This is a genomic window from Nitrospira sp. NS4 (assembly GCF_049546785.1).
Classification (GTDB): Bacteria; Nitrospirota; Nitrospiria; order Nitrospirales; family Nitrospiraceae; genus Nitrospira_D.
In genome coordinates this window covers 931,043-956,768 of the sequence record NZ_JBMWAN010000001.1, presented here as the reverse complement: position 1 = coordinate 956,768, position 25,726 = coordinate 931,043, and the positions used below count along the sequence as shown (strand labels likewise).

Here is a 25,726-nt window from a genome sequence, read left to right as displayed (position 1 = left end):
CCATGAAAATTCTGATCAGCGACAGTTTGTCGAAGCAGGGTGTCGAACTCCTCGAGAAGGCCGGATTCACCGTTGTAGTGAAATCCAAGATGCCGAAAGAGGAGCTGTTCAAAGAGATCAAGGATGCCGACGGGCTGATCGTGCGGTCCGGCACCAAGGTCACCGAGGAGCTGATCGCGGCGGCGGAAAAGTTGAAGATCGTGGGACGCGCGGGCTCCGGCCTCGACAACGTCGATACGCCGGCCGCCACCCGGCGCGGCATCGTCGTGATGAATACGCCGGGCGGCAATACCGTCACCACGGCCGAGCACACGATGTCCATGATCTGCGCCATGAGCCGGCGGATTCCCCAGGCCACCGCCTCGGTCAAGGCCGGGAAGTGGGAAAAAGACAAGTTCATGGGCGTCGAGCTCTATAATAAGGTGCTCGGCATCGTCGGCGTCGGCCAAATCGGCAGCCATTTGACCAAAATGGCGCAAGGGATCGGCATGAGAGTGATTGCCTACGATCCCTACTTGGCCCCGGATCGAGCGGAGAAAATGGGCGTGACGATGATGGAGTTGCCCGAGCTGTTCAAAACAGCCGATATCATTTCGGTCCACACGCCGTTGACCCCGGAGACAAAAGGCATCATCAACGCGCAAGCCATTGCCACGATGAAGCCCGGTGTCTTGATCGTGAATTGCGCCCGCGGCGGGATCATCAACGAAGCCGATCTGGTCGAGGCGTTGAAGAGCAAGCGCGTGGCCGCAGCGGCGTTCGACGTATTTGAAGAAGAGCCGGTCAAGGCGGACAACCCTCTCCTGGCCCTGGATAATTTCATTTGCACGCCGCACATCGGCGCTCAGACCACCGAAGCCCAAGAAAATGTTGCGGTCGGGATCGCCGAACAGGTGGTGGACTACTTTACGAAGGGGGTTGCCAGGGGAGCCGTGAACATTCCCTCCATCGCCCCGGAATTGTTGCCGCGCTTGCAGCCGTACCTGACGCTTGTGGAAAAGATGGGGTCGCTGCAGTCGCAATTGTGCCAGGGCGGGATCGAGCGGGTGACGGTGGAATACAGCGGGGAAGTCTCGACGCTCTCGATCGCGCCGCTGACGATCGGTGTGTTGAAGGGCCTGCTGACGCCCATCATGGAAAACCCGGTAAACTACGTGAATGCTCCGATCGTGGCGAAAGAGCGGGGCATCGAAGTGAAAGAGGTGAAGATCTCTGACGCGGGCGACTTTACCAGCCTGATTCGCGTCAAGGTGGAGGCGGGGAAGGTCTCGCACCAGGTGGCGGGCACGCTCTACCATAAGAAGGATGCGCGGGTCGTCGAGATCGACAGCTTTAAGGTCGAAGTGGTTCCCGAAGGGCACATGCTGTTCATTCACAATGTCGACCGCCCCGGTGTGATCGGGATGGTGGGCCATGTGCTCGGCGAGAACAATATCAATATTGTGCGCATGCAATGCGCGCTGGAAAAACGCGGCGGGAATGCGTTGTTGATCATCGGATCGGATACGGCGTTCCCGGCGGCAGTGTTGGACAAGATCAAGTCGAGCTCGAATATCTTGTCGGTGAAAGTCGCCAATCTCTCCTAGCAGGCTGTTGATAAAGCCCGCCAGCGGCGTTCTCGCGGCGCTCAGAGGCTCAACGTACCGGAGCGTACGCCTCGCCTCTTCGCTTGCTGCGGCCTAGCTGGACGGCCTTTCTGAACAACCTGCAAAGAATTGTAAGGGTGTCTGTGGGCGTCCAGGTGCTCATGGTTTCTGAGTGCTCAAGTAGTTTGTCGATAATCTCCTAACCATCGAGACGCGCATCGGTCTGCTATGGCCTCTGTTCCTTCGAAGCCTCCCGTCCAATCGGGGCAGACGAACTCTCTGCGTGAGCGTTCTCTGGTCCCCTCCGGCATGGCCACCATTCTGCCGGCTGCCGCCAAGCAGGTGCGGCAGCTGGAAGCCCAGCTGCTCGGCCAGCTCACGCGCCGGGGCTACGACGAAATTATCCTCCCCACGTTTGAGTATCTCGACGTGCTCACGCCGGGCCTGGAGCCGGAGCTGATCGAGAAGTGCTACAAGTTTGCGGATCGCACCACAGGGCGGATTCTGCTCCTCCGTCCCGATGCGACGGCCCAGATTGCCAGGACCGTCGCATCGGGGATGATGGGGGCGCATCTTCCCCTGAGGTTGTCCTACCGGACGTCGGTATTCCGCTATGAACCGGAGCATGCGGGGCGTGACCGGGAGATCTTTCAAGTCGGCGCTGAATTCATCGGCGCGGATGACGCGACGGCCGACAGCGAGATTGTGACGCTCCTGATCGAATGTCTGAAGCGGGTTGGCCTGCGATCCTTCAAAATCTCACTCGGACACGTCGGCTTCTTCAAGGGGCTGCTGATTCGCGCCGGGCTGTCGCCGGAAGGACAGAAGCGGGCCGAACAGGCAGCGGCACGGAAAGACCTTCCCCGGCTTCAGGAGATTCTCGAGCGCGAGCGGGTGACGAAGAAATACGCCAGGAGCATTTTGGAAGCGCCGGAGCTCTGCGGCCAGTCCGAAGTGCTGGCCAGGGGGCGCGAGCTGGCCGGAGGGGAGCGCGCACTGTCGCAGGCACTGGAACGGTTGACGACGGTGTATGAATCGCTCTGCAAGGCCGGTCATCAGGATGTGCTCTTCCTCGATCTCGGTGAATTCCGGGGGTTTGATTACTATGATGGAGTGGTGTTCGACGTATTTGCCGAGGGCGTCGGTGTGGAGTTGGGGGGCGGCGGCCGGTATGATCATTTGATCGGACGGTTCGGTCGGAATATCCCCTCGACGGGTTTCGCGCTGAACGTCGATCGCCTGTTCCGCGGGTTGGGGGAGCAGGCCACTCGCGGGAGGGCGCGGTCCGGCTCCGCAAGACGGTCCGGGAAGCCGACGAAGGGGAACGAATGAAGTCACTCGGGGCGGTTGATCTCTCCCAGCCGAAACTGCCGCCGCAGAACCTTGAGGCGGAACAGTCGGTGCTGGGCGCCATCCTGCTGGACAATGCGGCGATGCCGAAGGCGATGGAGTTGCTCCAGGAGGAGGATTTTTATCGCACGGCCCATCGCAAAGTGTATCGGGCGATGCTCGACTTGTCCGATATCGGCGAGGTGATCGACCAGATTACCTTGACGGAGCGGTTGAAGGCCAAGACCGAGCTCGAGTCAGTCGGCGGCGCGGCCTATCTCGCCGAGCTCGTCCAATCGGTGTCCAGCGCGGCGAACGTGCGCTATCACTGCAAGATCGTGCGGGACAAGTCCGTGGCCCGGCAGCTGATTCATACCTCGACCGAAGTGTTGACGAAAGGGTATGAGGGGACTTCCTCGATCGACGACCTGCTCGATTTTGCCGAGCGCTCTGTCTTCAGCATCGCACAGGGCAAACTCGAACGCGCCTTCAGCCCGATCAATGAGATTATCAAAGAGAGTCTCGACCTCGTCGATCAGCTCTCGAAGCGGAAAGAGCACGTCACGGGTGTGCCGACCGGCTTTATCGATCTCGACGATCTCTCGGCGGGGTTGCAGCCGTCCGATCTTGTGGTCGTGGCCGGCCGTCCGAGCATGGGCAAGACCAGTCTGGCCCTGGGGTTTGCGACGCATGCGGCGATCCATGCAAAAGCCGTGGTGGGGATTTTCAGCCTCGAAATGTCCAAACCGCAAATCGTCCTGCGCATGTTGAGTTCCGAGGCCCGCGTGGATTCGCATGGCTTGCGGACGGGAAAGCTGCAAAAGGAGGATTGGTGGCGTCTTGCGGAGGCGGCGGGCAAATTAGAACAGGCGCCGATCTACATTGACGACACCGGGGGTATAACGGTGCAGCAGATGCGCGGGAAAGCCCGCCGCCTCAAGGCGGAAAAGGGCCTGGATCTGCTCATCGTCGATTATCTTCAGCTGATGCAGGGCCGGAGCGATTCAGAATCCCGGCAGCAGGAAATCTCCGATATTTCCCGATCGCTGAAGGCCTTGGCCAAAGAGTTGAATGTCCCGGTCGTGGCCTTATCCCAGCTCAGCCGGGCGGTGGAGGCGAGGAAGCCCCCGATCCCCATGCTTGCCGACCTTCGAGAGAGTGGTGCCATCGAGCAGGATGCCGATGTGGTCATGTTTATTTATCGCGAAGAGGTCTATGATCAGAACTCCGAGCGAAAAGGCATTGCCGATATTATCGTCAGCAAGCACCGCAACGGGCCGATCGGAAAGGTCGATCTCCATTTTCACAGCCGGTACGCGAAATTCGAGAATCTCGATACTCGCGAAGTCGTTTGACGGGTCTTTTCCCCGCTCGGTATAATTCCGTTCATCAGAACCAGGCACTCCGGGTCTTCTTCCCAGCAAGGGTATCGTGGCGAAACAGCAATCTTCTTCCATCGTGCGCGCATCGTCTGGTCGGCCCTTGTCACGATCGGGGAACCGGTTGCTGCTCGCGTTGATTCCCCTCATCATCGTCGCCTGCGCGGCGGCGCCCAATCCCCAGGACGCGCCATCGGGCGTCACGACCGTTGCGCCGACGCCGCCCAAGCCCGCCCCCGTGCCTGATGCGGCGGCGTCCTATCATTTTATGCTGGGCTATCAAGCCGAGTTGGCGCAGGACACGGAGAAGGCTCTGCAGGAATATCGTGCGGTGTTGAAGACCGACCCGTCCTCCCGTTCTGTGAAGGCCAGAATGGCGGGGATTTACTATGGTTTGGGAGACCTGCCCAATGCCGTGCGGTATGCCGAAGAGGCGGGGGAGGGCACGGGCCAGGATCCCCAAATGCTCATCCAGATGGCCGGCATTTTGGCGAGCGCCGGCAGGGCCGATCGGGCGCTGCATTTCTTGGATCTCGCCATCGAGCGCGATCCTGAAAAAGGCGAGGCCTATTTCCATAAGGGCATCATTCTGGTCAACCAGAAACGGCTGGCTGAGGCCGAGCAGGCGATGAAGCAAGGGCTGAAGGTTTCTCCGGATTCGCCCAACGGGCATTATTATCTCGGCCGGATTTACGGTGAATCGGGGAATGTCGATCAAGCCGTTGCCAGTTTTGAACGGGCCATTGCAGTAAACCCGCTATTTGAACCGGCGTATCTGGCAGAAGCCTCCTTATATGAATCGCGTCAGGAGAAAGAGAAGGCCATTGCTATTCTGAAACGGTATCTCGATCGGGTCAATCCGAACAACAAAGACATTCGTCAACGGCTGGTTCAGCTGTATGTGAATACGAAAGACTATGCCGGAGCATTGGCCGAACTTGAGAAGATGCTGGCCGAAGATCCCGGGGACCTGGATGCCCAGCTGAGGATGGCCTTGATCTACGGGGAGAAAAGAGATTTCCCCAAAGCCATTGAACAATTGCAGGCGATCCTCAAGGTGCGTCCGGCTGAGCTCAAAGTGCGGGATTATCTGGGCTATCTCTATGAGGAGATGAAAGAGTTCCCCAAGGCCATCGAGGCCTACCGGTTCAATTTGCAACTCGACGCGACCTACGTGGAGAGTCATATCCATCTCGGGGTGCTCCATTACCGGCTGAAGCAATATGCCGAGGCGATCGCCCATCTGAGCGAGGCCACCAGGTTGAATCCCAAACAACCTGAGCCCTTTATTGTGCTGGGTTTGGCCTATTTGCAAAGCGAGCAGTACGAAAAGTCGGTGCAGACCCTCGAAGAAGGGCTGCGTCATCACCCCAAGCATGCCGATCTGCACTTCAACCTCGGTACCGCCTACGATAAGCTCAATCGCTTTGATGATGTGGTGCGGGCCATGGAGACCGCGCTGGCGTTGGATCCGCATCATGCCGACGCCATGAACTATCTGGGCTACAGTTATGCAGAGCGCGGGATCAAGATCGACCAGGCGCTGTCGCTCACGCGGCAGGCGGTGGCCCTCAAGCCGGAGAATGGCTACTACGTTGACAGCTTGGGATGGGCGTTCTTCAAGTCAGGAATGCTGGCGGAGGCCCTCACCGAAATCAAGCGGGCCGTTGCGCTGGTCGGCGATGATCCGGTCATCTACGAACATCTGGGCGAAATTTATATGGAGCAGCAGAAGTTGACGGATGCCAGAGAGGCCTGGCTCCATTCCCTGGAGCTTGATCCCACGAACGAAAAACTGCTCCAACGATTCCGCGAGCGAGGGTTGGGCGACCCGGCTCAGGAAGATCGCATCCAGCAAGCCAAGCGGCGCGTATCGGACAAGATACAGACACCGTAACTTTCCTCGTACAGACGTTTCCTCTTCGCTGCCTCCCCAAATCGTCCGCAAACGTGGCCAACTCACAAGCATCAGGCTTGCGTGGAACCTGCGATCCTTGCGTCGTGTGATCGCCGTTCGCTTTCCAAATAGATTCGGCTAGATGAGAGCCGAAATATCCATTGCGGTCTGTTTCAATCGAATAGCGGCAAGGGGGAAAGCGATGGTGCGGGAAGGCCTGTGGCCGCGCTTTTTTTGTGTGCCTGATATGGACGACATGCCAATTCTCGGCATCTTTGATCACAAACCGGAAAGCTGGAAGAGGTGAAGGTCGAGAGGCCGGATGATGCAAAGTTTGTAAATGGTTGATTTCTCAATGCCTGATGATAATGTCGATTTTGTCGCTGACAGGCACCAAACCTGCTATGGCACAGGTAGGCGGCAATAGAGCGCCGCAGTGATCAAGGCAAGGACAGAGTAAGTCGGGCCAGTCGGTGAACCATCAACCAGGAGGCAGTGCAATGTTCAAGTCATTCCGCAAACAAGAGGGTTTCACCCTCATTGAGTTGATGATCGTTGTGGCGATCATCGGTATCTTGGCGGCTATCGCCATTCCGAACTTCCTGCAGTACCAGTTGAAGTCGAAGCAGTCGGAGGCCAAGGTGAACTTGAACGCGATTAAGACGTCCGAGATCGCGTTCCAGGCTGAGAAGGGCTGCTATCTCGGTGTGCCTCCGCCTCCGCTCGGTGCGGCAGCTCCGGCGGCGGGTGTCAAGTCGCTCCCGGTCGGTTGGCCGTCTACGCTCGCTGGTCAACCCTATGCGGCCACGGTGTTGGCTGTGACCGATGGGTTCTGTTCGACCCCGGTGAACGGTGTGGGTACGGCGTTTTATGTCGGGAACTTCACTGATATCGGGTTTATCGCATCGGGCAAGACGGCGTATCAGTATGCTGTTCAGGGTTCATTGATCCCTGCTCCGATTAATGCGTGTGCCCTCGGACCGGTGGCCGCGAGCGGTGCTGCGGCGGCTGGTGACACAGGGTTCATCGCGACGGCGGGGGTGAATCTGGACGGAGATAACGCCATCTCCTACTGGGCGTCGAGCAGCGATCAAGGTTCTCAGGACTGCACGCAGGGAATATTCTAGTTCCCTGTGAGTTCGCTGGGGACGCCGGCCATGTGTGTGGCCGGCGTCCTTCCATTTTGTCATCTAGGTCGAAAGCCTCGGGTCCATGAGCCTATCCCTCCCAAACGAATGGATGATCTGGTGGTGGCGTCTCAGGAACGGAATCGGGCTGTGCCTGGTTCTTGTCACCGTCATTCTGCTCCAACATCAGTCTGATCAGGTTCAGGATCGAGCCGTCAATCAAATCAAAGACCTCGCGAACCTTCCGAAAGGCGAATATCTCAAGCCCGCCATGCTCGGGTATCACCACCTTGGAGCGGATCTGCTCTGGCTCAAGCTGGTGCAGGTGATGGGGGAAAAACGAAACACTTCGGACGAATATGAGTGGATGTATGAGGCGCTCGATGTCATCACCACCCTCGACCCTCAGTACGCGTATGCCTATTATGTCGGGGGAGTCACGCTCGGGGATCTTGCCCAGCGACCTGATTTGAGCAATCGGTTGCTGGCCAAGGGGGCGGAGGCTAACTCGACAGTTTGGCATATCCCATTTTTACTCGGCTACAATTATTACTTTTTGCTGGGCGATCCTGAGAAGGGGGCTGAATTTATCATGCGGGCTTCGACATTGCCCGACCGGCCTGCCTATTTGCCCGGGCTGGCGACTCGTCTGGCGGCAGAGGCGGGAAGCCTTTCAACCGCCTTCGCCTTCCTGGAAGCACGTTTGCGGGAGACGGCCGATCCGGAAATGCGACAATTCTATTTGAATCGGATGAAAGAGGTTATCATCGAGCGAGACATTCAGTTGCTGGAGCGTGCCGTGGAATCGTATCGCACGACATACCGAACCCTTCCCCCGACGTTGCCTGCGCTGGTGAGTGACCGGGTCTTGACGGCGCTTCCTCAGGAACCGTTTGGAGGGGAATACCGATTGGACGTACAGACGGGCTTCATCTCCAGTTCCACGCATCCCAATCGGCTGCGGTCGCTGTACAAGTTTAAGCAGGGGCCTCCTTCTCTGCTTCCCAAAGTAGAGCCTGCCTACGTCTTCCCAAGGATATGGGAGTGAGTGATGATGTCGAGCAGCGATCTTGTGGTTCAAACAGAGAAGCTCGCGAAGACCTTTCGCGTGGGCTTCTGGGGCAAGAAGGTGACGGCGGTCGATGGTCTCACTCTCGACGTCCGCCGCGGCGAGGTCTTCGGATTTCTTGGCCCCAATGGAGCCGGTAAGACGACGACGCTGAAGATGTTGATGGGGCTGATCCATCCCACGAGCGGCAGGGCGTCGATATTCGGGCATCCGGTCGGTGATCTGGCAGCCAAGGCCAGGCTCGGGTTTTTGCCGGAGTCCCCCTACTTCTACGACTATCTCACCAGCCGGGAATTCCTCAAGTTCTACGGCCATCTCTTTGGACTCCGGGGCGCTGCTCTCGAGAAGCGGGTGGACGAGTTGCTGGAGCTGGTGGGAATGACGACTGCGCGGGATTTGCAGTTGCGCAAGTTTTCCAAAGGGATGTTGCAGCGGGTGGGCATCGCCCAGGCGCTGATCAACGATCCCTCCCTTGTCGTGTTGGACGAGCCGATGTCGGGGCTCGATCCGATCGGACGAAAAGAGGTGCGCGATCTCATCCTGCGTTTGAAGGAGGCGGGCAAGACGGTGTTGTTCAGTTCCCACATCCTGCATGATGCCGAGTTGCTGTGCGACCGTGTGGCGATGATATTGAAGGGCCGCCTTGTGGCCTGCGGGGAAGTGACCGACCTGGTCGAACGGGGCACGACGCAGTATGTGGAAATGGTCATCGACCGGCTGTTGCCCGAGCGGCTCGCTCACATGCGGCCGCTGGCAGAACGAGTGGTCCAGCAAGGAGAGCGGGTCATGGTCGTGTTGAGCAGCCAGCAACACGTGGACGAGGCGCTTGAAATCGTTCGCGTGTCCAGGGCCAAGCTGGTGTCGCTGACGCCGCACAGGGCCTCCCTGGAGGAGTTGTTCATTCGAGAGGCTACGGGGGCGCACAGACCGGTGGAGACGCATGTATGAAAGTCTGGTCGATTGCCGTGAACACATTCCGCGAGAATTTGCGCGACAAGCTTCTCTATAATCTGCTGGTCTTTGCGCTTTTGATGATCGGGAGCTCGCTCCTGCTCATGCACGTCACGCTCGGAGAATTTCATCGCCTGCTGTTGGATGTCGGCCTGGGGAGCGTGAACATTTTCAGCGTGCTGATCGCCGTTTTCGTGGGTATCGGGCTGGTCAACAAAGAAATCGAGAAGAAGACCATTTACACGATTGTCTCCAAGCCGGTTGCCCGCTACGAATTTCTGCTGGGGAAGTATCTCGGACTGACGATCACCCTCTTGGTCAACCTGCTTGTCATGACGGCAGGGTTGCTGGCCGTCCTCGTGGCCCAGGCGGTGCCGGTCGAGGCGGTGTTGTTCAAGGCGATGGGGCTCATTTTACTTGAGTGCATGGTCGTCACGGCGGTCGCCGTGCTCTTCTCGACATTCACGAGCGCGACGCTGAGCGCGATCTTCACGCTGGCGACGTATGTGATCGGGCACCTGACTGCGGATCTGAAGACCTTTGGGGGGAAGATGGGCGAAGGGGGCCAGGCGCTTCTGAACGGTCTCTACTATGTATTGCCCAATTTAGAGCGGTTCAATCTGAAAGGACATGTGACCCATCATCTTGAGGTGCAGACAGCCGAACTTCTGCTTATCGTAGCCTATGGGCTGGCTTATATTGCGTTGCTCCTTGTATCCGCCAGCGTGATTTTTCAGCGACGGGATTTCCGCTGAGATTGCTGCCCCCGCCCCATCATTTCTCTACTTGCAAAGACATTGCGTCCAGGGTATTGATGGGGCATCGTGTTCTTTTCAAGGATGAGCCAATGGTGTATCTTCCACTGACGAGCCTAACCGTATGAATATCCCCCTACTTGACCTCAAAGCCCAGTTTCTGCCGCTTCGCACCGAGATTATGACGGCGGTGCAAACCGTCTGTGACGAGCAGGGCTTCGTCCTCGGCCCCCGTGTCGTGGCGTTCGAGGACGCGGTTGCCAAGTACATCGGGGCGCGCTATGCGATCAGTTGCGCGTCGGGCAGCGATGCCCTGTTGCTCTCGCTGATGGCGATGGGGGTGGGGCACGGCGACGAGGTCATCACCGTGCCGTTTACATTTTTCGCCACCGCGGGAGCGATCTCCCGGCTCGGGGCGAAGCCGGTTTTCATCGATATCCAGCGGGACACCTTCAATCTTGATCCGACTCAGCTTGAACGGGCCATCACGCCGCGGACGAAGGCGATCATTCCGGTTCATCTCTTCGGCCAGTGTGCCGATATGGCCGCGATCAATCGTCTTGCCGGCGCTCGCAAGATTCCGGTGATTGAAGACGCCTGTCAGGCGATCGGGGCCGGGCAGGGAGGCAAGCGAGCGGGGGTGCTTGGAGATACCGGCTGCTTCAGCTTCTTCCCTTCGAAGAATCTTGGAGGATTCGGCGACGGCGGCATGATCACGACCAACGATCAAGCCCTGGCGGATTCCCTTTCCATGTTGCGGGTTCATGGGAGCCGGGTGCGGTATCTCCATGAAGTGATTGGAATCAACAGCCGATTGGACGCGCTCCAGGCGGTGGTGCTTCATATCAAATTGAAGTATCTCGACCAGTGGGCCGAAGGCCGGCGGCGCAACGCGGCCCGGTATGAGCAATTATTCAAAGATGCAGGCCTCCTCGATCGAGTGACCTTGCCGGTGACCAGGTCAGGAAATTTCCACGTCTACAATCAATACACCATTCGTGTCCCGAAGCGTGACGAACTTCGCGCCTACCTCAAAGACAAGGGCGTGGGGACGGAGATCTATTATCCTCTTCCCATGCATCTCCAAACCTGTTATCAGGGTCTGGGCCATCAAAAAGGGGCGTTCCCCGAGTCCGAGCGGGCGGCCGAAGAGGTGCTCTCGCTGCCGATCTATGCTGAACTCACCGATGTTCAGCTGACCTATGTCGTCGACTTGATCGCCGATTTCTATAAGCGTCAGTAGGCGCGGCGGGATCACAGCTTGCCTCCTCCGGCCAGCCCAAGAGCCGGTCAACGCCTGGCACAGCCTGGCGGTCAGTCCTATAATGACACAAATGTCTGTGCGCCATTGTGGGCCGGGGATGTCCCCGTGGCCCCATCTCACTCCCGGCGGGATAAGGGGGGATCGATGAGATACTGCATCGTACTGCTGGTTCTCTGTCTTTCCGGCTCAATCGCAGAGGCGAAAGAGCTCTCTCCACGAGAAATCTATGAACAGGCCTCGCCGGCTGTCGTGATGGTGATGGGCCATCCCGACAGGGGCAAAAGCGGGAGCGGCGGGACCGGATCCATCATTCAGGCCGATGGGCTGGTGTTGACGAATGCCCATGTGGTGATCGAGGAAAGAACGGGGAAGCCTTATCCTCGGCTGTCGGTGTTTCTCAAGCCGGCACGGGTGAGCGGCGATTCGAAGGCCGATCTCTCGCGGATGGTGCGGGCCAGGATGGTCGCGTATTCGTCGCCGCTGGACCTCGCGCTGCTGAAGCTTGACGGAACGGCGGGGCCGCTCCCGACCATAGACCTGAGCGACTCCGACCGCACGAGAATCGGTGACCGTGTCGTGGCGATCGGGCATCCGGAGCAGGGCGGCCTCTGGACTTTGACGACGGGAGTCATCAGCGCCGAGGTCGACAACTTCAACGGCGTGCAGGGCAAGCACGTGTTTCAAACCGAGACAGGCTTGAACCGGGGCAATTCCGGCGGTCCGCTGGTCGACGGAGAAGGGCATATGATTGGAGTCAATACGGCCATCGCCCGCGTCGCGCCGGACGGCTTGCCCATTACAGGCATCAGTTTCTCATTGAAATCGACCGTGGCCAAACAGTGGCTTCGAGAGCAGGGGATCGTCCTTGCCGGCCAGGTGGCCGCTCCTTCTACTCCGGCACCGACGCGAGCGGCGACCGAGGCTCCGGCGGGCCAGCAGCCGGCCACCGGTCCCCTGGCGGTCCCGAGTCCGGCCCCCGCTCCGGTTCCTCCGCCCAAGGCCGCTGTCCCTGCCAAGCCAGCTGTGTCGCCGACGCCCGCGGAGAGTCTTCCTCCCGCCCGTGCCTACAACCTGGATGAGCTGGTCGGTGATCGGGCCAAGGCCGAGGCCGATCTTGAGGGAATGATTTCGGAGATGCGCGGCCGCATGAAGGGCCAGTAGGCCGTTCCCGCGTCCAGCCCATGGCGAGAAAAAACGGGGCGGAGCACCTGACGTGCTCCGCCCCGCTGTAAGCGGCCATGGCTCCGGCCAGCTAGGTCGTCACCGCCCCTTCCGATGCGGAGGAGACATGACGGGAGTACTTGCCCATGACGCCCATGGTGTATCGGGGTTTGGGGTGTTTCACCTTCTTTAAGCGCGCTTTGATTTCTTTATCCGTGAGCTTCACATCCAGACGCCGCTTGGCGATGTCGAACGTGACGATGTCACCGTTCTTTACGGCTCCGATCGGCCCGCCCTTGACGGCTTCCGGCGCCACATGGCCGGCCATGAGGCCGTGCGTGGCCCCGGAGAACCGTCCGTCGGTAAGCAGTGCCACCGAATCTCCCAGTCCTGCCCCCACGATGGCCGCCGTCACGCCCAGCATTTCTCTCATGCCCGGTCCGCCTGACGGGCCCTCATAGCGGATGACGACGACATCACCGGCCTTGATCCGTCCGGATTTCACGGCGGCAAAGGCATCTTCCTCGCGATCATAGACTTTGGCCGGCCCCTGGAAATGCATGATCGAATGGCCGGCGACTTTCACCACACAGCCTTCCGGCGCCAGGTTGCCTTTCAGAATCACCAGGCCCCCGGTCGGCTTGATGGGGTTTGACAGCGGTCGCAGGACTTGTTGTCCCGGCGTCTCTTTCGCGGTCGCGGCTTCTTCGCCGATCGTCCGTCCGGTCACCGTGGGCTGGTTGGCGTGCAGGATGCCGGCGTCCAGCAGGCGTTTGGCGACCAAGGTGGTGCCGCCGGCCGCAAAGAGGTCCGCGGCCGTAAAGCGGCCGCCCGGCTTGAGGTCCGCGAGGAGCGGGACTTTGCGGTTCAGTTTGTCGAAGTCGTCGATCGTCAGCTTCACGCCCATTTCGCGGGCGACCGCCAGCAGGTGCAGCACGGCGTTCGTCGATCCGCCGGTCGTGGCCACGGCGGCAATCGCATTCTCCAGCGACTTGCGGGTGATGATCTGCTTCGGACGCAGATCCCGTTTGATCAAGTCCATCACCATCTTGCCGCATTCAAAGGCGACGTCGTCTTTGTGTTGATCCATGGCCGGCACGCCGTTGCGGCCCATCGGCGACATGCCGAGGAACTCGAAGGCAATGGCCATGGTGTTCGCGGTGAACTGGCCGCCGCAGGCGCCGGGGCCCGGGCAGGCATGGTCTTCCAGATCTTTCAATTCCGCGTTCGTCATGTTCCCGCACGCGTGTTTCCCGACCGCTTCGAACACGTCCTGGATCGTCACGTCATGCCCCTGGAACTGGCCGGGCATGATCGATCCGCCATAGAGCATCACCGACGGCAGGTTGAGCCGGGCAAGGCCCATGACGGTGCCGGGAATCGTCTTGTCGCAGCCCGAGAGCGCCACCACGGCATCGAACAGATGGCCGCGCGCCACCAGCTCGACCGAATCCGCAATCACTTCCCGGCTGATCAGGGAGGCCTTCATGCCTTCCGTGCCCATGGAAATCCCGTCGGACACGGCGATGGTGTTGTACTCGATCGGGGTGCCCCCGGCGGCCCGGATGCCGGCCTTCACCCGCTCCGACAGCCGCCGCAAATGATAATTGCAGGGCATCACCTCGATCCAGGTGTTGGCCACACCGACGATCGGTTTCGAGAGATCCTCGTCGGTGAACCCGACCGCTTTCAACATGGCCCGGGCCGGGGCCCGGCCCGGGCCAACCAGGAGATCGTGACTCTTTAGCTTCAACTCTTTCGGCATAACATCCTCTTTCAGGCTGCTGAAAATGCCCTCCAGCGTCGTTCTCAGTCGTTCGGACCCCTCGACGTACCCTGCCCGCGTAGGCCTCGGGGTTCTCTCTCCTTGCGGCCTTGCTGGACGGCATGTTGATCAGCCTGGGGAGCAGTCGACCTATGGTGAGACATGAGAAAGTAGGAACTACTTTCCTTTCTTGCCTTCTTTCTTCTTCTCGTCTTTCTTGTCTTTCGCTTCCGTATCGAGCACGGCTCCGGTCACGGCATCGATGCAGACTTCCGTCACCTTCCCGTCGGCGCCCAGCACCTCGACTTCCCAGGTGATCTTGTCGTGCTTCTTTTCCAACTCGGCTTCGACGACAGTCCCGGGGACTTTTTCCGTGGCGGTCTTGACCGCTTGATCGATCGTCACCTTCGCTTCTTTGGCCAGGGCGGCGATGTCGCTTTCCTTGTCCTTCTTTTTGTCACTCCATGCCGGAGAGCCAAGGGCCAGGACGGTTCCGACGGTCAGAGCCAGGATCAGGCTGAGGGATTTCATACGCGACCTCCTTTGTTGAATGCGTTATTGCACAGACATGCTGCCGGGCGCGGCCGGGGTGCTGCCGTGCGGGTTGGATCCGCCGTGGGGATTCGCCGTCCCGCCGCCATGCGGATTGCCGTGCCCGTTGCCGGCGCCCTTGTGCTGCTGCATCATCTTCTCGTGCTCGGCCTTTTCCTTCGCGCGTTGTTCCGGCGTTAACAGGCCCAGCACCTCGCGCTTGGTCTTGATCGAGGTCAGGCGCAGGCCGACTTGCAGGTCTTCGCTCTGTTTCAGCATCGCTTCGATGGCGCCGAGGTCGGATTTTTCGTCGTCGGTCAGGGCTTTCAATTCACGTTCCGCCACCTGGATATCGGCTTCCGCCTTGATGCGGGTCTTGTCCAGGTTGAGCTGGATCTCTTTCAGCTTGGTGACTTGATCGGCGGTCAGCCCGATTTCCTTTTCATGCTTCAACAGATGGCGGATCAGATGGCCGGCGCTGCTATGCATCATGCCCGCGCCATGGCCGCCCATGGCGCTGTGGCCGCCGCTCGCGTGCCCCTCTTTCCCATAGCCCTCAGCCCAGGCGCCGGACGCGCCGAGTACGAGGCAGAACGCGGCTGCAATGCTCACGGTGATGAGTGCGGTACGGGATTGGTGCATACGGTCCTCCTTGGTTGATGTCGCATCAAGATCACGAATGAGACGAAATTATGGCTGTAACAAGCCGCCTTCTCCCTTGAGGCCGTTGAAGAGAAACTGGACCGCCAAGGCCGCCAGCAACAGCCCCATCAGGCGGGTCACGATTTTTTCGGCCATCGGAGTGAGCCATTTGGCGCCCTTCGCTCCGAGCGCCAGGATGATGTAGCTTGCCAGACCCACCACCACAAGGCAAGCGAGCAACAGGCCCCGTTGAGCCCAACTCGTGGCTTGGGCATCCAGCAGCATCACCGTGGAAATCGCGGCGGGTCCGGCCAGCATGGGAATGGCCAGCGGCGTAATGGCGATATCGTCCTTCGCGCTGGCTTCAGCGGTTTCGGCCGCGGTTTCCATCACGGGGGAGCGCTGGGCCCGGAGCATGTCCAGCGCGACCAGGAGCAGCACCAGCGCGCCGGCCACTTGGACGGCCGGGAGCGTGATGCCCAGCAGATGAAAGAGTGATTGGCCGACCAGGGCGAATCCCGCCAGGACGCCGACCATGACCAGACAGGCCACGCGGGCCATCCGGAGCCGCTGCTGCACCGTATCGCGCGCCGTCATGGCAAGAAAGGCCGGGACCGTGGCAATCGGATCGACGATGACGAAGAGGGAGCTGAAGGCCAGCAGGGCGTACTCCGTGAGTTTCATCGGGCAGGATCTCCGGCGCGTCAGGCGCGGCTAGCCTCGTTGCGCCGCCGCGAGCAGATCGGCTCTGGGATCGCCGGTGCGCAGCCGCCCGAGTTGTGCGAAGAGCGCGCGCTCGTCGTCGGTCAACGAGGAGGGCATCACGATCTGCAGGATGAGAAACAAGTCGCCATGGCCTCCCGCGGCGGTCGGCAGCCCCTTCCCCTTGAGACGCAACTTACTCTCCGCCCGGCTTCCGGCGGGAATCTTGACGCGCACCGGTTCCGTCAGTGTCGGGGCCATGACTTCCGCGCCTAAGGCCGCTTCCCAGGGCCAAACGGGGAGAGTCGCCTGCAGGTCGCTGCCCTGCCGGCGAAAGATTTTATCGGGCGCGATGGTGACATGAAGGTAGAGATCGCCGCGTTTGCCGCCGTTGACGCCCGGCTGGCCTTTCCCCGCGACGCGCACCCGCGTGCCGTCCTGCACGCCGGCGGGGATTTTTACTTCGATCGTTTTGGATTCCACGTGGCTGCCTGTACCCAGGCAGGCCTGGCAGGGCCGGTTCCGCACGGCGCCGCTGCCCCGGCAGGTGAGGCAGGGGGTCGGTTCCATCAGGTTCACCCGCTTCGTGACGCCGGTCAGGACTTCCCGGAGCGAGAGTTCGGCTTCGGTTTCCAGATCCTCGCCCTGGGCCGAGAATCCTCGCGGGCTCCCGCTTCTCCCCCGTCCACCAAAGAGGTTTTCAAAGATATCCGAGAACCCTTCGCCGCTGAAGGAATGAGCCTGCCCTCCGCCCTGCGCTCCGGCGGCCTGGCGGGCCCGCTCGTAGGCCTCGGCCTGTTCCCATTGTGCGCCGTATCGGTCGTATTTCTTCCGCTTGTCCGTGTCGGACAGCACCTCGTGCGCTTCGTTCAGTTCCTTGAACTTCTTCTCCATCTCGCTTTTCTTGGCGCCGCTGTGCATGTCGGGATGGAACTGGCGAGCCAGGCGGCGGTAGGCCTTCTTAATCTCGTCAGCCGACGCCGTGTTCGGGATCCCCAGCACCTGATAGTAGTCGCGTTGACTTGTCGCCATGAGCCTGCTCTCTGGATTGGAATATCCTTAAACGGAAGATAATTTCGCAGCTTACGAGGTCAATCCCCTCTTTGCAAGAGAGGAACCGCACGTGAGGGCCCCGCCGGCCTGCGCAGAGCCTCCGGGTTATAGCCAGCGGTATGAGAGGCCGAGAAACGGGGCGGCGTTCGTTCAATCTCAAATCGGGAACAGAGGGCCGGCAGCTGGTCGGCCCTCAGGACGCGGAATGGGTTTTGGCGCGCGCCATCATCTTGCAGTAGGAGCAGACCTCGGCGGTCGTCGGTTGTTGGCACATCGCGCAGGGATGGAGGGAGGCCTGGTCCCGCTCCGCCATTGTGGTAGGCGCCGCCTCCGGCCTGTGCTGTTTTTCGAGGAAGCCCCAGTAGAAGGCCTGTTTGGTGCCGGGCGATTCGGTTTCCAGCCGGTTGAGGACTTCCTTATAAAGAATCGTGCGCGCGCCCTTCGCCATCGGACATTCCTCGACGATGTAGTCGATCCGGTTCAAGACCGAGTAGGCGGCGAGCTCACGCTCGGAGAGACGATAGAGCGGCTTCACCTTCTTGGCGAACCCTTCCAGCGAGGCCGGTAAGCTGGGGGCCTGCTTATCCAGATATTCCTCCTGCCAGCGCAGCACGTTGCCGAGGAGGCGGGCGGCCTCGTCGTCCAGATTATGGCCGGTGGCCATGACGTCGTACTTGTGTTCCAGCGCCACGCGGTTGAACTGGTACCGCTTGATCGTGCCGCAGGTCGAGCAGGCGGGGCGATGAATGAGCTGCGCCAGTTCCTTGATCCCGGCCCCGGCCTCTTCCTGGACGGTATGCACGTGGAGAGTGGCGCCATGCGCCGCCGCAGTCGTCTGCGCAAACCGTGCGACTTTGCGGTGAGATTCTTCTGAATAGGTCCCGATCCCGAGATTGACGTAGAGGGCGTCGGCTTTGTAGCCCAGCTTCAATAGAATATCCCACAGCGCCAGACTGTCCTTGCCGCCTGAGACGGCCACGAGAATCCGGTCGTCCTTCCCGAACATCTTCTGCGACTTGATGGCTTTGGCCGTCTGGTCGTGGACGAAGACGTTGAAGCAGCCTTTGCAGAAGGCGGCGTTGTGGCGCGGCAGGTCGATCACCGCTTTGGTTTTACATCTTGTGCAATTCATGTTTTTAGGGCGCGAGGCTCGTGGCGAGAGGCAAGGGGGTAAAGAATCGCTGCCCTCTTGCCCCTAGCCCCTAGCCTCGATCCCCGTGCCTGTTTCAATTTCCACCAGAGATCACCGGCCGGATTTCGATCTGGTCTTTGTCATAGAGCATTTCATCTTCGGTCACGAGTTCATCGCCGCGAATGACGAGATGGGCCTCGACCACGAGGTTCAGCTCTTTGAGCAGATCTTTGGCCTTCTTGGGGCCTTTGATTTCGACGCTGCGTGTGGGATGGCTGAGTTGGATGAGCATGGGGCGATGATATGCCGCGGATGCAGGGAGGAGCAAGGGGCTTGTGGAGGGTGGTGCGTGACGGGTGAAACGTGGGCTACGAGGGCGATGAGAGTTTCTGCCGGACATAGGCCAGGCCTTCGTCCGGGGTGGTGAAGAGCCCGTCAAGTTGGGCTTCGTAGCAGTCGTCGAGCAGCCTGCCCATGTCGGGTCCTGGTTCGACTCCCAGGTCAAGCAGGTGGCGGCCCATCACGAGAGGCGCGGGCGCCTGCCGCTCGACCGCCAGTCGCCGCGCGTTCTCCAGCAGCCAAACACCAGCCGGGAAACCGTCGTTTGGTTTCGGGGGACGGCCGAGATGATCCGCTCGCGCCACACGCACCAACCGGTCGATCCGTCCCACCCGCCTGGCGAGCCGGCGGACCGCGCTATCCGATGCCTGGGCGTCGTAGAGCTGGCGCGGGCGCAGGTGGCAGCGGACGAGTGACACGACGTCGTCCGCCAGATCGGTCTGGTTGGTCAGCCGCGCGAGGAATCGACGGGTCGGTGCCTCCCCTTCCGTTTCATGGCCGCGCGAGGTGATGCGCCCGAACTCCGCGTTCGTCGTGGCAGGTTTCCCGAAGTCGTGACAGAGCACGCCGAGTCCCACCATCAGATCGTCTTCATCGTGGCCGGTCCGCTCTGATGCAAAGACATCAAGGCAATGGAGCGTGTGGATCCACACGTCCCCTTCCGGATGCCATTCCGCATCCTGAGGGCAGTCTTGCAATGCCGCGAGTTCCGGATAAAACCGCAGCCAGGCGCAGTCGCGCAGCCATTGCAGCCCTGCCGAGGGTTTCACCCCTTGCAGGAGCAGCTTCTTCCACTCATCCCACAGTCGTTCAGAGGGCAGGCCGTCCTGCGTGAGCGTGCGACAGAGCGCCACGGTTTCCGGTGCGGCGGTCAGGTCGTATCGGGCGACCAGCTGCATGCCGCGCAAGACGCGGAGCGGGTCTTCGCCGAACCGGTCGGACACGTGACGCAGGCAGCGCCGGGAGAGATCCGCCCGGCCGTCGAACGGATCCCGCAGTTCCAGGGTGTCGGGGTCCCAGGCCATCGCATTGATGGTGAAATCGCGCCGGGCCAAGGCTTCGTCGATATCCATGTAGGGATCGGCTTGTTGCAGGAGTCCGGGAATAGACGCGTCGTCCATGGGGCGGTGCATGGGGAGCGCGATGTCGATCGGCAGGCCGCCCAGCTTAAAGACGCCGAAGGCCTTGCCGACGAATTGCGCGGGGAACTGCTCGGTGAGGATCCGATGAACCTGGCCCGGGGAAACGCCGTGGATTTCCAGGTCCAGATCGCGCGGTTGCCGTCCGAGCGCGAGATCGCGTACGCATCCTCCGACGAGCCAGGTGCGGCCCCCGGCGCGGCGAATCAGCTGCTCGATTTGGCGCAGCGGCTGCGTGAGCGCGGGATTGTCGATGTGGAAACGAACGGGCACGAGGGCTCCTTGAGACGGTATGGCGGGATGATAGTCTTGCGCGGGAGGGGGGGCAAGAGGGCGGCGGCATCCGGGCCGGCGATCGCTACAGGCCCCTGCGGCGCGCGCGAGCTGTGTGGCAATAGCCTGCGTTCTTGGCGGCTACAGCTCTACTTCTCTCAGAAACTTCGCCGACTCTTCTGGTGAGACCGGGTTGATGTAGAAACCCGTGCCCCATTCGAAGCCGGCGACTTGCGTGAGTTTCGGAATAATCTCCACATGCCAGTGGTAATAGTCCCCCGTCTTTTCGTGCAGGGGCGAGCTGTGGAGCACGAAGTTATAGGACGGCCTCGCGAGGACTTTGTCCATGCGGCGCAGGGCTTCAGAGAGCATCGGAGCCAGGAATTCGAATTGCCCCTTCTGGCTTTCTTCAAAGTAGGCCGCATGGCGTTTGGGGAGAATCCACATTTCGAACGGGAAGCGCGGGGCAAACGGGGTGACACAGATGAACTCGGGATTATCCGCCACGATCCGGTTTCCGTCCGAGATGTCCTGCCGCACGATATCGCAGTAGATGCAGCGCTCTTTCTGCTGATAGTGCGCACGGCACCCGTCAAGTTCCTCAAGCACGCTGGTCGGGACGATGGGGAGCGCGATGAGCTGGGAATGGCTGTGCTCCAGCGAGGCGCCGGCCGAGGCGCCGTGGTTTTTGAAGATGAGAATGTAACGGAAGCGCTGATCTTTCTTGAGGTCCAACACCCGATCGCGATAGGCCCAGAGCACGTCTTCGATCTTCTTGGTCGGCATGTCGGCAAGGCCGGCCGTGTGTTCCGGCGTTTCGATGATGACCTCGTGTGCGCCGATGCCGTTCATGCGGTCGTACAGCCCGATGCCTTCGCGGCCCATGTCGCCCTCGACTTGCAGCGCGGGGAATTTGTTCGGGACCACTCGGACGGTCCAATTCGGGCTGTTGGGTTCGGCGGGTTGCGGCCGGTAGGCCATGATTTCTTTGGGCGTCAGCCGTTCCTGCCCCGGGCAAAAAGGGCAGAGCGCGGTGGAAATCGGCCGCGCCGGTTCCAGATGGACAAAGTCATACGGGCGGCCGGTCCGCTCCGTGGAAATAATCACCCAGCGGCCGACGATAGGATCGCGTCTTAAGTCAGGCATGGTTGCTCCGCAGTTGTATGGAAGTCCTGAGCCTTGAGTCCTGAGTGCTCAGTGTCGCAGACGGAATGGAATTTCACAACTCATCAGGTAGCCCTCAGCACGTCTTCATCTCACACCCGCCACATGGCGGCATCAAACTCGCTGTCGGGCATGATTAACGTCGCCGGGGCCTGATGCGGGTACCGGGCGACCTCCAGCCCATGCTCCCGCACGATCAGACTCATGTGAAGAGTTTGTCCCGGTTCAAGGTGAAGCTCTTTCGCGGGAATCGCCAGTTCCACAATCGCCCTGGTTGAGATGGAGCGATAGGACGCCTTCTCGTCCCAGGTTCCGGCGTCACTTTCCTGGTACAACTGGAAGGAGGCTGGACCCGGCGGGGTGAGGGAGAATGCCACGCGAAAGTGGTGGCGCGGACAGCGGAGGGCGATCTCCACCGCCAGGCCATGCTGTCTGGGCTGTGCGGCCTCATCCGGGTCCAATCGCAGGAAGAGATGTTCCTCGTTCCAGCCAAACTGAATTGCGGTGAAAAGCCCTTCGGCTTTCCACATGGCGCCGAGCGGCGGCTGGGTATTGATGGTGCCGGCGCCGCGCCATTCGAAGAAGTCCGTCACCAATCCATCGAGGGTCGGCGCGAGTCGCGAGACCGGCTGGACGACGCGATCCATGTCCGGCTGTGCCGTGATGGCGCAGATGGGCTGGTTCAACGAATCCGGGGGCGTCAGGCCCATGTGCGTCCAGACGTTGCGGAGATGGGTTCTGAAGAGCCGGTCGAATTCGGGCTTGAAGTCGGTATCGAAGTCGTCGCCATACCACCAGAACCAGTCGCTGCCTTCGGCGGCATACAGTTCGCTCCAGGCGGCGCTGGCGCGCTCCGTTGAAAGGGTGGGGGCGATCTCAAGCAGGCGGGAGCGGGTATGGCCGAGGAGATCCCAGCCGCGGTTGTCTTCCGCGTGCCCGATCCAAATTTTGTAATCCTGGTTGATCCAGGAGCCTGAATGGAGATGGGGCAGGTGCTGAGTCGCAGGCACGGCCGCGATGCCTGCGGACATTGTGGAAGCTGAAAACCTGACTGTCTCGGCCTCGTCCAGCTCATGCGTCGTGAAGGCGCGATAGAGGCGGGTGAGAAAGTGTTCGCCGCCATCGTGATAGTGTTCCCAGGGATTTTCTCCGTCCAGAATGATCGGGATGAGGACGTGTTTCTGCGGCGCATCGCGCGCAATGCCGCGGAGGCGACGGATCACATCGTCGGCAGCCGAGTCCGGATCGGTCTTGTGATACACGAACCCGAACGCATCAGAGAGGTCGCGATCGCGAAACACCAGCGTCGCCTCATGGCCCCCGTCTCCCGCCCGATAGGGCTGGTAGAGCGCGGTATGACGATGCCAGGGCTGTCCGCTCATATCGAGAGACCGGGCCAGCACGCCTTCATCGGTCGCCAGCCACTGCAGGCCCACCCGTCGGACGAGCGGCAGCAGTTCGGGGCATACCGAGCCTTCCGAAGGCCAGAGGCCGACCGGAGGGCGCCCGAATGTGGCGGTGTGAAATTCGACGGCGCGCTGCAGTTGGGCTTCGGCGTCGTCCGGGGCGCGGAATCGAGAGGGAAGCGGGAGATCCGGTCTCGCGCGGCGCGTGAGGTCGGTGTCAATGACGAGGGGAAGGATCGGGTGGAAGAACGGGGTGGTGGTCAGTTCAACCTGGCCCCGTTCCGCGAGCCGGCGATAGAGCGGCACGATGTCTTGAATCACGGCGCGCTGCAGGCCCAGGGTTTCATGCTTTTCCTCTTCCGTGAAGCCGCGATTTTTACGGCGCAGGGCGGCGAGGCGTGGATGCCGGTGGACCGCGCCATATCCGAACCACGCGAGGTTGTGCCAGACCTGCAGGTCGAGAAAATCCTGCGTGGAAAACTGCGTCGCGATCTTCGCCAGATCCCGCCCATTGACCTCGGCCCCGCGTTTGACGAGCAACTCATGGTAGCGGGGATGAGGACGGACCATCGTCGCCCAATTGGCCGAGAAGAAATGACGGATCAGGAAGGCCTGTTCTTCCTGATTCAGGTCCGCGGCCGGGCGCTGCGCCCGTTCGAGGAAGAGGTCCCGCACGGTGCCGGTGCCGATTTCCTGGAGCTGCAAGAGCAAGGACGGCGTGAAGTTGAAGGTCGCGTGGACGGCCGGAAACTTCTCCAGCAGATAGGCCATGTCGAAATAGGCTTTGGTGGCGTGGAGCCGCACCCAGGGCATACTCGCCGACCCTGCCACCGGATCGGTGTAGTAGGGCTGGTGCAGGTGCCAGAGAAAACAGACGTGAACGTGTTTCATAAATCGGAATCAAGAGAGTTGCGTGCCTCAAAAAGAGTATGTCATAGGGGTAGGGGGGGTGCAATGAAGGGAGAGATTCGCATCGTGGACGATCTTGCCGGACCATCAGCCCGGCTGCGGGCATTGATCCATTGGGGGCCGGTGGCCCTCTACGCCGGACTGATTTTCTATCTTTCGGCTCAATCGCATCTGGATGAAGATCTGCCGTCGTTTCTCGATATCTTCGGCGACAAGGTTCTGCATGCGGTGGAGTATGCCGGTCTCGGAGCGCTGTGCTACCGGGCCTTCCGCCGGGGCGCGAGCGGGCTGCCGGCCTCGCGTGTGCTCCTGCTTGCCGTTGTCGCAGCGTCTCTGTATGGAATCACCGATGAAGTGCACCAGTTGTTTGTCCCCTTCCGCGAGTCGAGCTGGCAGGATTGGGTGGCGGATACCGTCGGCGCGGTGCTGGGGGCCGTCGGAGTCATGAGTTGCCCTGCCGTGTTCAGCGACACCGCGCATGGAAAGACGTCAGGGTACTCCAATCGGATGTCGGAATAGCTGCATGTCATCCGTACCCCGCCTCCGGCGCGCCAGGGCGTATCGCTGATCAGGCCTCGCCCCGCGTCGCTCAATGGCGCACCGCCCGCCTTCACCTCCGCGTTTGTTTCAGCATGTGCCGCGTGACTCTTTGAGGCATCCTGCAAACAATTCTGGTAGGATTATACATGCGCAAGCAGGGCGGAGTGTTTGTCGGAACCGGGGTTTCCTGTGGCCGGTTAAGTTTCTCCGAAGCCTTTCGAGAGGAATGACGCTCAAGGCCGCGTGAACGATCGGAAATATCCGCTTGCCTCCTGCCTCATCGGTCCGGAGTGTTTCCCTATCCATGGATAGAGTCGAGACGGCTCGATTGATGGATAGCCGGAAGCTGGTGCGATGACCGTATCGAGGGCTGACACGATCATAATGGTTTCAATAAGGAGCGCGTATCATTTGAAATGGTTTCCTTTTGCATCCGGTTCCTGTATATTCCCGCCGTTTTGTGTCAAGCTGTTTTAATTAGTGGGAAATAACTACTTATGAGTACTGTTAATCCAGCGCTTCAGAAAGGGCCGCTCGCGCTTCCCGACCGGACGCTTGTCGCGCGTACCATCGCCTCTCGATTCGCGCCGGGCCTCGCCCTGGGGGAATTGCAGCCGTTGGCCGGTGATGCATCGAACCGCCGCTATTTCCGGGCGGTCCTGACGGGCGGCCCGCCGCACTCCGTCATCCTCATGCAGCTCGCGGAGCCGGAAGGGTTCAAACAGTCGGAGGAAGCGGTCAGCGGCGCGACGCACCAGATCGCCGAGTTGCCGTTCCTGAATATTTTGTCGCATCTGGCGAAGGCCGGCGTGTCGGTGCCCCGGCTGCATGTCTATGACCAGGCGGCGGGGTTGCTCTATCTGGAGGATTTCGGGGACCTGACGCTGGCCGAGGCGGTGCGGGAGGCTGACGGGCCGACCGTGGAGTCCCGATACAGGCAAGCCATCAATGTGCTGGTGCAGATGCAGGTGAAGGCTACGACTCCGGCCGATCCAGGCTGCCTGGCGTTCCACCGGAGTTTCGATGCGCCGTTGCTCATGTGGGAGTTTGAGCACTTTGTCGAATACGGGATTGAGGCGAGGCGGGGGCAGCCGATCCCGGACGGAGATGCGACGGTCATCCGGAACGAGTTCGGTAAGATTGCCGATCTGTTGGCCGGACAGCCGCACGTCTTTGCCCATCGGGACTTTCATTCCCGTAATTTGATGGTCGATGGCCTGCGTCTCGGCGTGATCGATTTCCAGGATGCGCTGCTGGGCCCGGCGACGTATGACCTGGCCTCCTTGTTGCGCGACGCCTACATCCAATTGGACGAGGCCCTGATCGATCAGCTGGTCGGGTACTATCTTGATCAGCTGGCGGAACAGCGGCATGTCTGGACCAACCGCGACGCATTTCGGCGGCTCTTCGATCTGACCAGCATCCAGCGGAATCTGAAGGCGGCCGGCCGGTTCGTCTATATCGATCGGGTCAAGGGGAACTCCAAGTTTCTTGCGGATATTCCGCGCGTGTTGAGTTATGTGAAGCGCAATCTGCAGCGTTACCCCGAACTCGCGGTGCTGCGTAAACACCTCACCCCGTATGTGCCCGAGCTTCAGTGATCGGTGATGAGC

At 60.6% G+C, this 25,726-nt stretch carries 22 protein-coding genes; 12 read left to right on the top strand and 10 right to left on the bottom strand.

Features of this window, described 5'->3' with window-relative positions:
* Positions 1-2 precede the first annotated feature (2 nt).
* From serA to ACO9S2_RS04185, 10 genes are all read left to right on the top strand, one after another.
* On the top strand, positions 3-1,586 hold the full coding sequence (gene serA / locus ACO9S2_RS04230) for a phosphoglycerate dehydrogenase (RefSeq protein ID WP_423720671.1): 1,584 nt from the start codon (positions 3-5) through the stop codon (positions 1,584-1,586).
* 228 nt (positions 1,587-1,814) lie between these two features.
* A complete protein-coding gene (hisZ, locus tag ACO9S2_RS04225) occupies positions 1,815-2,918 on the top strand; it encodes an ATP phosphoribosyltransferase regulatory subunit (RefSeq protein WP_423720670.1) in 1,104 nt (367 codons plus the stop codon).
* Positions 2,915-4,270, top strand: coding sequence for a replicative DNA helicase (dnaB, locus tag ACO9S2_RS04220; RefSeq protein WP_423720669.1), 1,356 nt, complete (start codon positions 2,915-2,917; stop codon positions 4,268-4,270). The genes hisZ and dnaB overlap by 4 nt, the downstream gene beginning before the upstream one ends.
* Before the next feature lie 76 nt (positions 4,271-4,346).
* Positions 4,347-6,191, top strand: coding sequence for a tetratricopeptide repeat protein (locus ACO9S2_RS04215; RefSeq protein WP_423720668.1), 1,845 nt, complete (start codon positions 4,347-4,349; stop codon positions 6,189-6,191).
* Between the two features lie 500 nt (positions 6,192-6,691).
* Positions 6,692-7,318, top strand: a complete 627-nt coding sequence (locus ACO9S2_RS04210; RefSeq protein ID WP_423720667.1) for a type IV pilin protein — start codon at positions 6,692-6,694, stop codon at positions 7,316-7,318.
* Positions 7,319-7,403: 85 nt separating this feature from the next.
* Positions 7,404-8,366 (top strand): hypothetical protein, encoded by a 963-nt coding sequence (locus ACO9S2_RS04205; protein ID WP_423720666.1) that lies wholly within the window; start codon positions 7,404-7,406, stop codon positions 8,364-8,366.
* Between the two features lie 3 nt (positions 8,367-8,369).
* A complete protein-coding gene (locus tag ACO9S2_RS04200) occupies positions 8,370-9,335 on the top strand; it encodes an ABC transporter ATP-binding protein (RefSeq protein ID WP_423720665.1) in 966 nt (321 codons plus the stop codon).
* Positions 9,332-10,093 carry an ABC transporter permease gene (locus ACO9S2_RS04195; protein ID WP_423720664.1) on the top strand — a complete coding sequence of 254 codons (762 nt, stop codon included), beginning with the start codon at positions 9,332-9,334 and terminating at the stop codon, positions 10,091-10,093. Before ACO9S2_RS04200 ends, ACO9S2_RS04195 begins: the two co-directional genes overlap by 4 nt.
* Before the next feature lie 124 nt (positions 10,094-10,217).
* On the top strand, positions 10,218-11,336 hold the full coding sequence (locus tag ACO9S2_RS04190; protein WP_423720663.1) for a DegT/DnrJ/EryC1/StrS family aminotransferase: 1,119 nt from the start codon (positions 10,218-10,220) through the stop codon (positions 11,334-11,336).
* 165 nt (positions 11,337-11,501) lie between these two features.
* Complete coding sequence (locus ACO9S2_RS04185; protein ID WP_423720662.1) at positions 11,502-12,518, top strand: S1C family serine protease; 1,017 nt, start codon at positions 11,502-11,504, stop codon at positions 12,516-12,518.
* Between the two features lie 91 nt (positions 12,519-12,609).
* On the opposite strand, the gene ilvD is transcribed toward ACO9S2_RS04185, so the two are convergent.
* From ilvD to ACO9S2_RS04135, 10 genes are all read right to left on the bottom strand, one after another.
* A complete protein-coding gene (gene ilvD, locus ACO9S2_RS04180) occupies positions 12,610-14,283 on the bottom strand; it encodes a dihydroxy-acid dehydratase (protein ID WP_423720661.1) in 1,674 nt (557 codons plus the stop codon).
* Positions 14,284-14,460: 177 nt separating this feature from the next.
* Entirely contained in the window at positions 14,461-14,814 is a 354-nt protein-coding gene (locus ACO9S2_RS04175) for a PepSY domain-containing protein (protein ID WP_423720660.1), read from the bottom strand.
* A 24-nt stretch (positions 14,815-14,838) separates the two neighbouring features.
* The gene (locus ACO9S2_RS04170) at positions 14,839-15,456 is read right to left on the bottom strand and encodes a Spy/CpxP family protein refolding chaperone (protein ID WP_423720659.1); all 618 of its coding nucleotides are present in this window, start codon (positions 15,454-15,456) and stop codon (positions 14,839-14,841) included.
* 48 nt (positions 15,457-15,504) lie between these two features.
* Positions 15,505-16,140, bottom strand: coding sequence for a MarC family protein (locus ACO9S2_RS04165; protein ID WP_423720658.1), 636 nt, complete (start codon positions 16,138-16,140; stop codon positions 15,505-15,507).
* 30 nt (positions 16,141-16,170) lie between these two features.
* Positions 16,171-17,190, bottom strand: coding sequence for a DnaJ C-terminal domain-containing protein (locus tag ACO9S2_RS04160; RefSeq protein ID WP_423720657.1), 1,020 nt, complete (start codon positions 17,188-17,190; stop codon positions 16,171-16,173).
* A gap of 214 nt (positions 17,191-17,404) precedes the next feature.
* On the bottom strand, positions 17,405-18,343 hold the full coding sequence (locus ACO9S2_RS04155) for an ATP-binding protein (protein ID WP_423720656.1): 939 nt from the start codon (positions 18,341-18,343) through the stop codon (positions 17,405-17,407).
* Between the two features lie 94 nt (positions 18,344-18,437).
* Positions 18,438-18,635 (bottom strand): MoaD/ThiS family protein, encoded by a 198-nt coding sequence (locus tag ACO9S2_RS04150; RefSeq protein WP_423720655.1) that lies wholly within the window; start codon positions 18,633-18,635, stop codon positions 18,438-18,440.
* 76 nt (positions 18,636-18,711) lie between these two features.
* Entirely contained in the window at positions 18,712-20,094 is a 1,383-nt protein-coding gene (locus ACO9S2_RS04145) for a CCA tRNA nucleotidyltransferase (protein ID WP_423720654.1), read from the bottom strand.
* Between the two features lie 141 nt (positions 20,095-20,235).
* Complete coding sequence (gene galT / locus ACO9S2_RS04140; RefSeq protein WP_423720653.1) at positions 20,236-21,240, bottom strand: galactose-1-phosphate uridylyltransferase; 1,005 nt, start codon at positions 21,238-21,240, stop codon at positions 20,236-20,238.
* 110 nt (positions 21,241-21,350) lie between these two features.
* Complete coding sequence (locus tag ACO9S2_RS04135; RefSeq protein WP_423720652.1) at positions 21,351-23,555, bottom strand: glycoside hydrolase family 57 protein; 2,205 nt, start codon at positions 23,553-23,555, stop codon at positions 21,351-21,353.
* 63 nt (positions 23,556-23,618) lie between these two features.
* Between ACO9S2_RS04135 and ACO9S2_RS04130 the strand changes: the two genes are divergently transcribed.
* A complete protein-coding gene (locus ACO9S2_RS04130) occupies positions 23,619-24,092 on the top strand; it encodes a VanZ family protein (protein WP_423720651.1) in 474 nt (157 codons plus the stop codon).
* Between the two features lie 518 nt (positions 24,093-24,610).
* Positions 24,611-25,714, top strand: a complete 1,104-nt coding sequence (locus ACO9S2_RS04125; RefSeq protein ID WP_423720650.1) for an aminoglycoside phosphotransferase family protein — start codon at positions 24,611-24,613, stop codon at positions 25,712-25,714.
* Positions 25,715-25,726: the final 12 nt, after the last annotated feature.

What these genes read in the sequence shown, in the direction of transcription:
- serA (WP_423720671.1), top strand. Translation starts at nt 3, where the DNA reads ATGAAAATTCTGATCAGCGACAGTTTGTCGAAGCAGGGTGTCGAACTC.
- hisZ (WP_423720670.1), top strand. Translation starts at nt 1,815, where the DNA reads ATGGCCTCTGTTCCTTCGAAGCCTCCCGTCCAATCGGGGCAGACGAAC.
- dnaB (WP_423720669.1), top strand. Translation starts at nt 2,915, where the DNA reads ATGAAGTCACTCGGGGCGGTTGATCTCTCCCAGCCGAAACTGCCGCCG.
- ACO9S2_RS04210 (WP_423720667.1), top strand. Translation starts at nt 6,692, where the DNA reads ATGTTCAAGTCATTCCGCAAACAAGAGGGTTTCACCCTCATTGAGTTG.
- ACO9S2_RS04205 (WP_423720666.1), top strand. Translation starts at nt 7,404, where the DNA reads ATGAGCCTATCCCTCCCAAACGAATGGATGATCTGGTGGTGGCGTCTC.
- ACO9S2_RS04200 (WP_423720665.1), top strand. Translation starts at nt 8,370, where the DNA reads ATGATGTCGAGCAGCGATCTTGTGGTTCAAACAGAGAAGCTCGCGAAG.
- ACO9S2_RS04195 (WP_423720664.1), top strand. Translation starts at nt 9,332, where the DNA reads ATGAAAGTCTGGTCGATTGCCGTGAACACATTCCGCGAGAATTTGCGC.
- ACO9S2_RS04190 (WP_423720663.1), top strand. Translation starts at nt 10,218, where the DNA reads ATGAATATCCCCCTACTTGACCTCAAAGCCCAGTTTCTGCCGCTTCGC.
- ACO9S2_RS04185 (WP_423720662.1), top strand. Translation starts at nt 11,502, where the DNA reads ATGAGATACTGCATCGTACTGCTGGTTCTCTGTCTTTCCGGCTCAATC.
- ilvD (WP_423720661.1), bottom strand. Translation starts at nt 14,283, where the DNA reads ATGCCGAAAGAGTTGAAGCTAAAGAGTCACGATCTCCTGGTTGGCCCG.
- ACO9S2_RS04175 (WP_423720660.1), bottom strand. Translation starts at nt 14,814, where the DNA reads ATGAAATCCCTCAGCCTGATCCTGGCTCTGACCGTCGGAACCGTCCTG.
- ACO9S2_RS04170 (WP_423720659.1), bottom strand. Translation starts at nt 15,456, where the DNA reads ATGCACCAATCCCGTACCGCACTCATCACCGTGAGCATTGCAGCCGCG.
- ACO9S2_RS04165 (WP_423720658.1), bottom strand. Translation starts at nt 16,140, where the DNA reads ATGAAACTCACGGAGTACGCCCTGCTGGCCTTCAGCTCCCTCTTCGTC.
- ACO9S2_RS04160 (WP_423720657.1), bottom strand. Translation starts at nt 17,190, where the DNA reads ATGGCGACAAGTCAACGCGACTACTATCAGGTGCTGGGGATCCCGAAC.
- ACO9S2_RS04155 (WP_423720656.1), bottom strand. Translation starts at nt 18,343, where the DNA reads ATGAATTGCACAAGATGTAAAACCAAAGCGGTGATCGACCTGCCGCGC.
- ACO9S2_RS04150 (WP_423720655.1), bottom strand. Translation starts at nt 18,635, where the DNA reads ATGCTCATCCAACTCAGCCATCCCACACGCAGCGTCGAAATCAAAGGC.
- galT (WP_423720653.1), bottom strand. Translation starts at nt 21,240, where the DNA reads ATGCCTGACTTAAGACGCGATCCTATCGTCGGCCGCTGGGTGATTATT.
- ACO9S2_RS04135 (WP_423720652.1), bottom strand. Translation starts at nt 23,555, where the DNA reads ATGAAACACGTTCACGTCTGTTTTCTCTGGCACCTGCACCAGCCCTAC.
- ACO9S2_RS04130 (WP_423720651.1), top strand. Translation starts at nt 23,619, where the DNA reads ATGAAGGGAGAGATTCGCATCGTGGACGATCTTGCCGGACCATCAGCC.
- ACO9S2_RS04125 (WP_423720650.1), top strand. Translation starts at nt 24,611, where the DNA reads ATGAGTACTGTTAATCCAGCGCTTCAGAAAGGGCCGCTCGCGCTTCCC.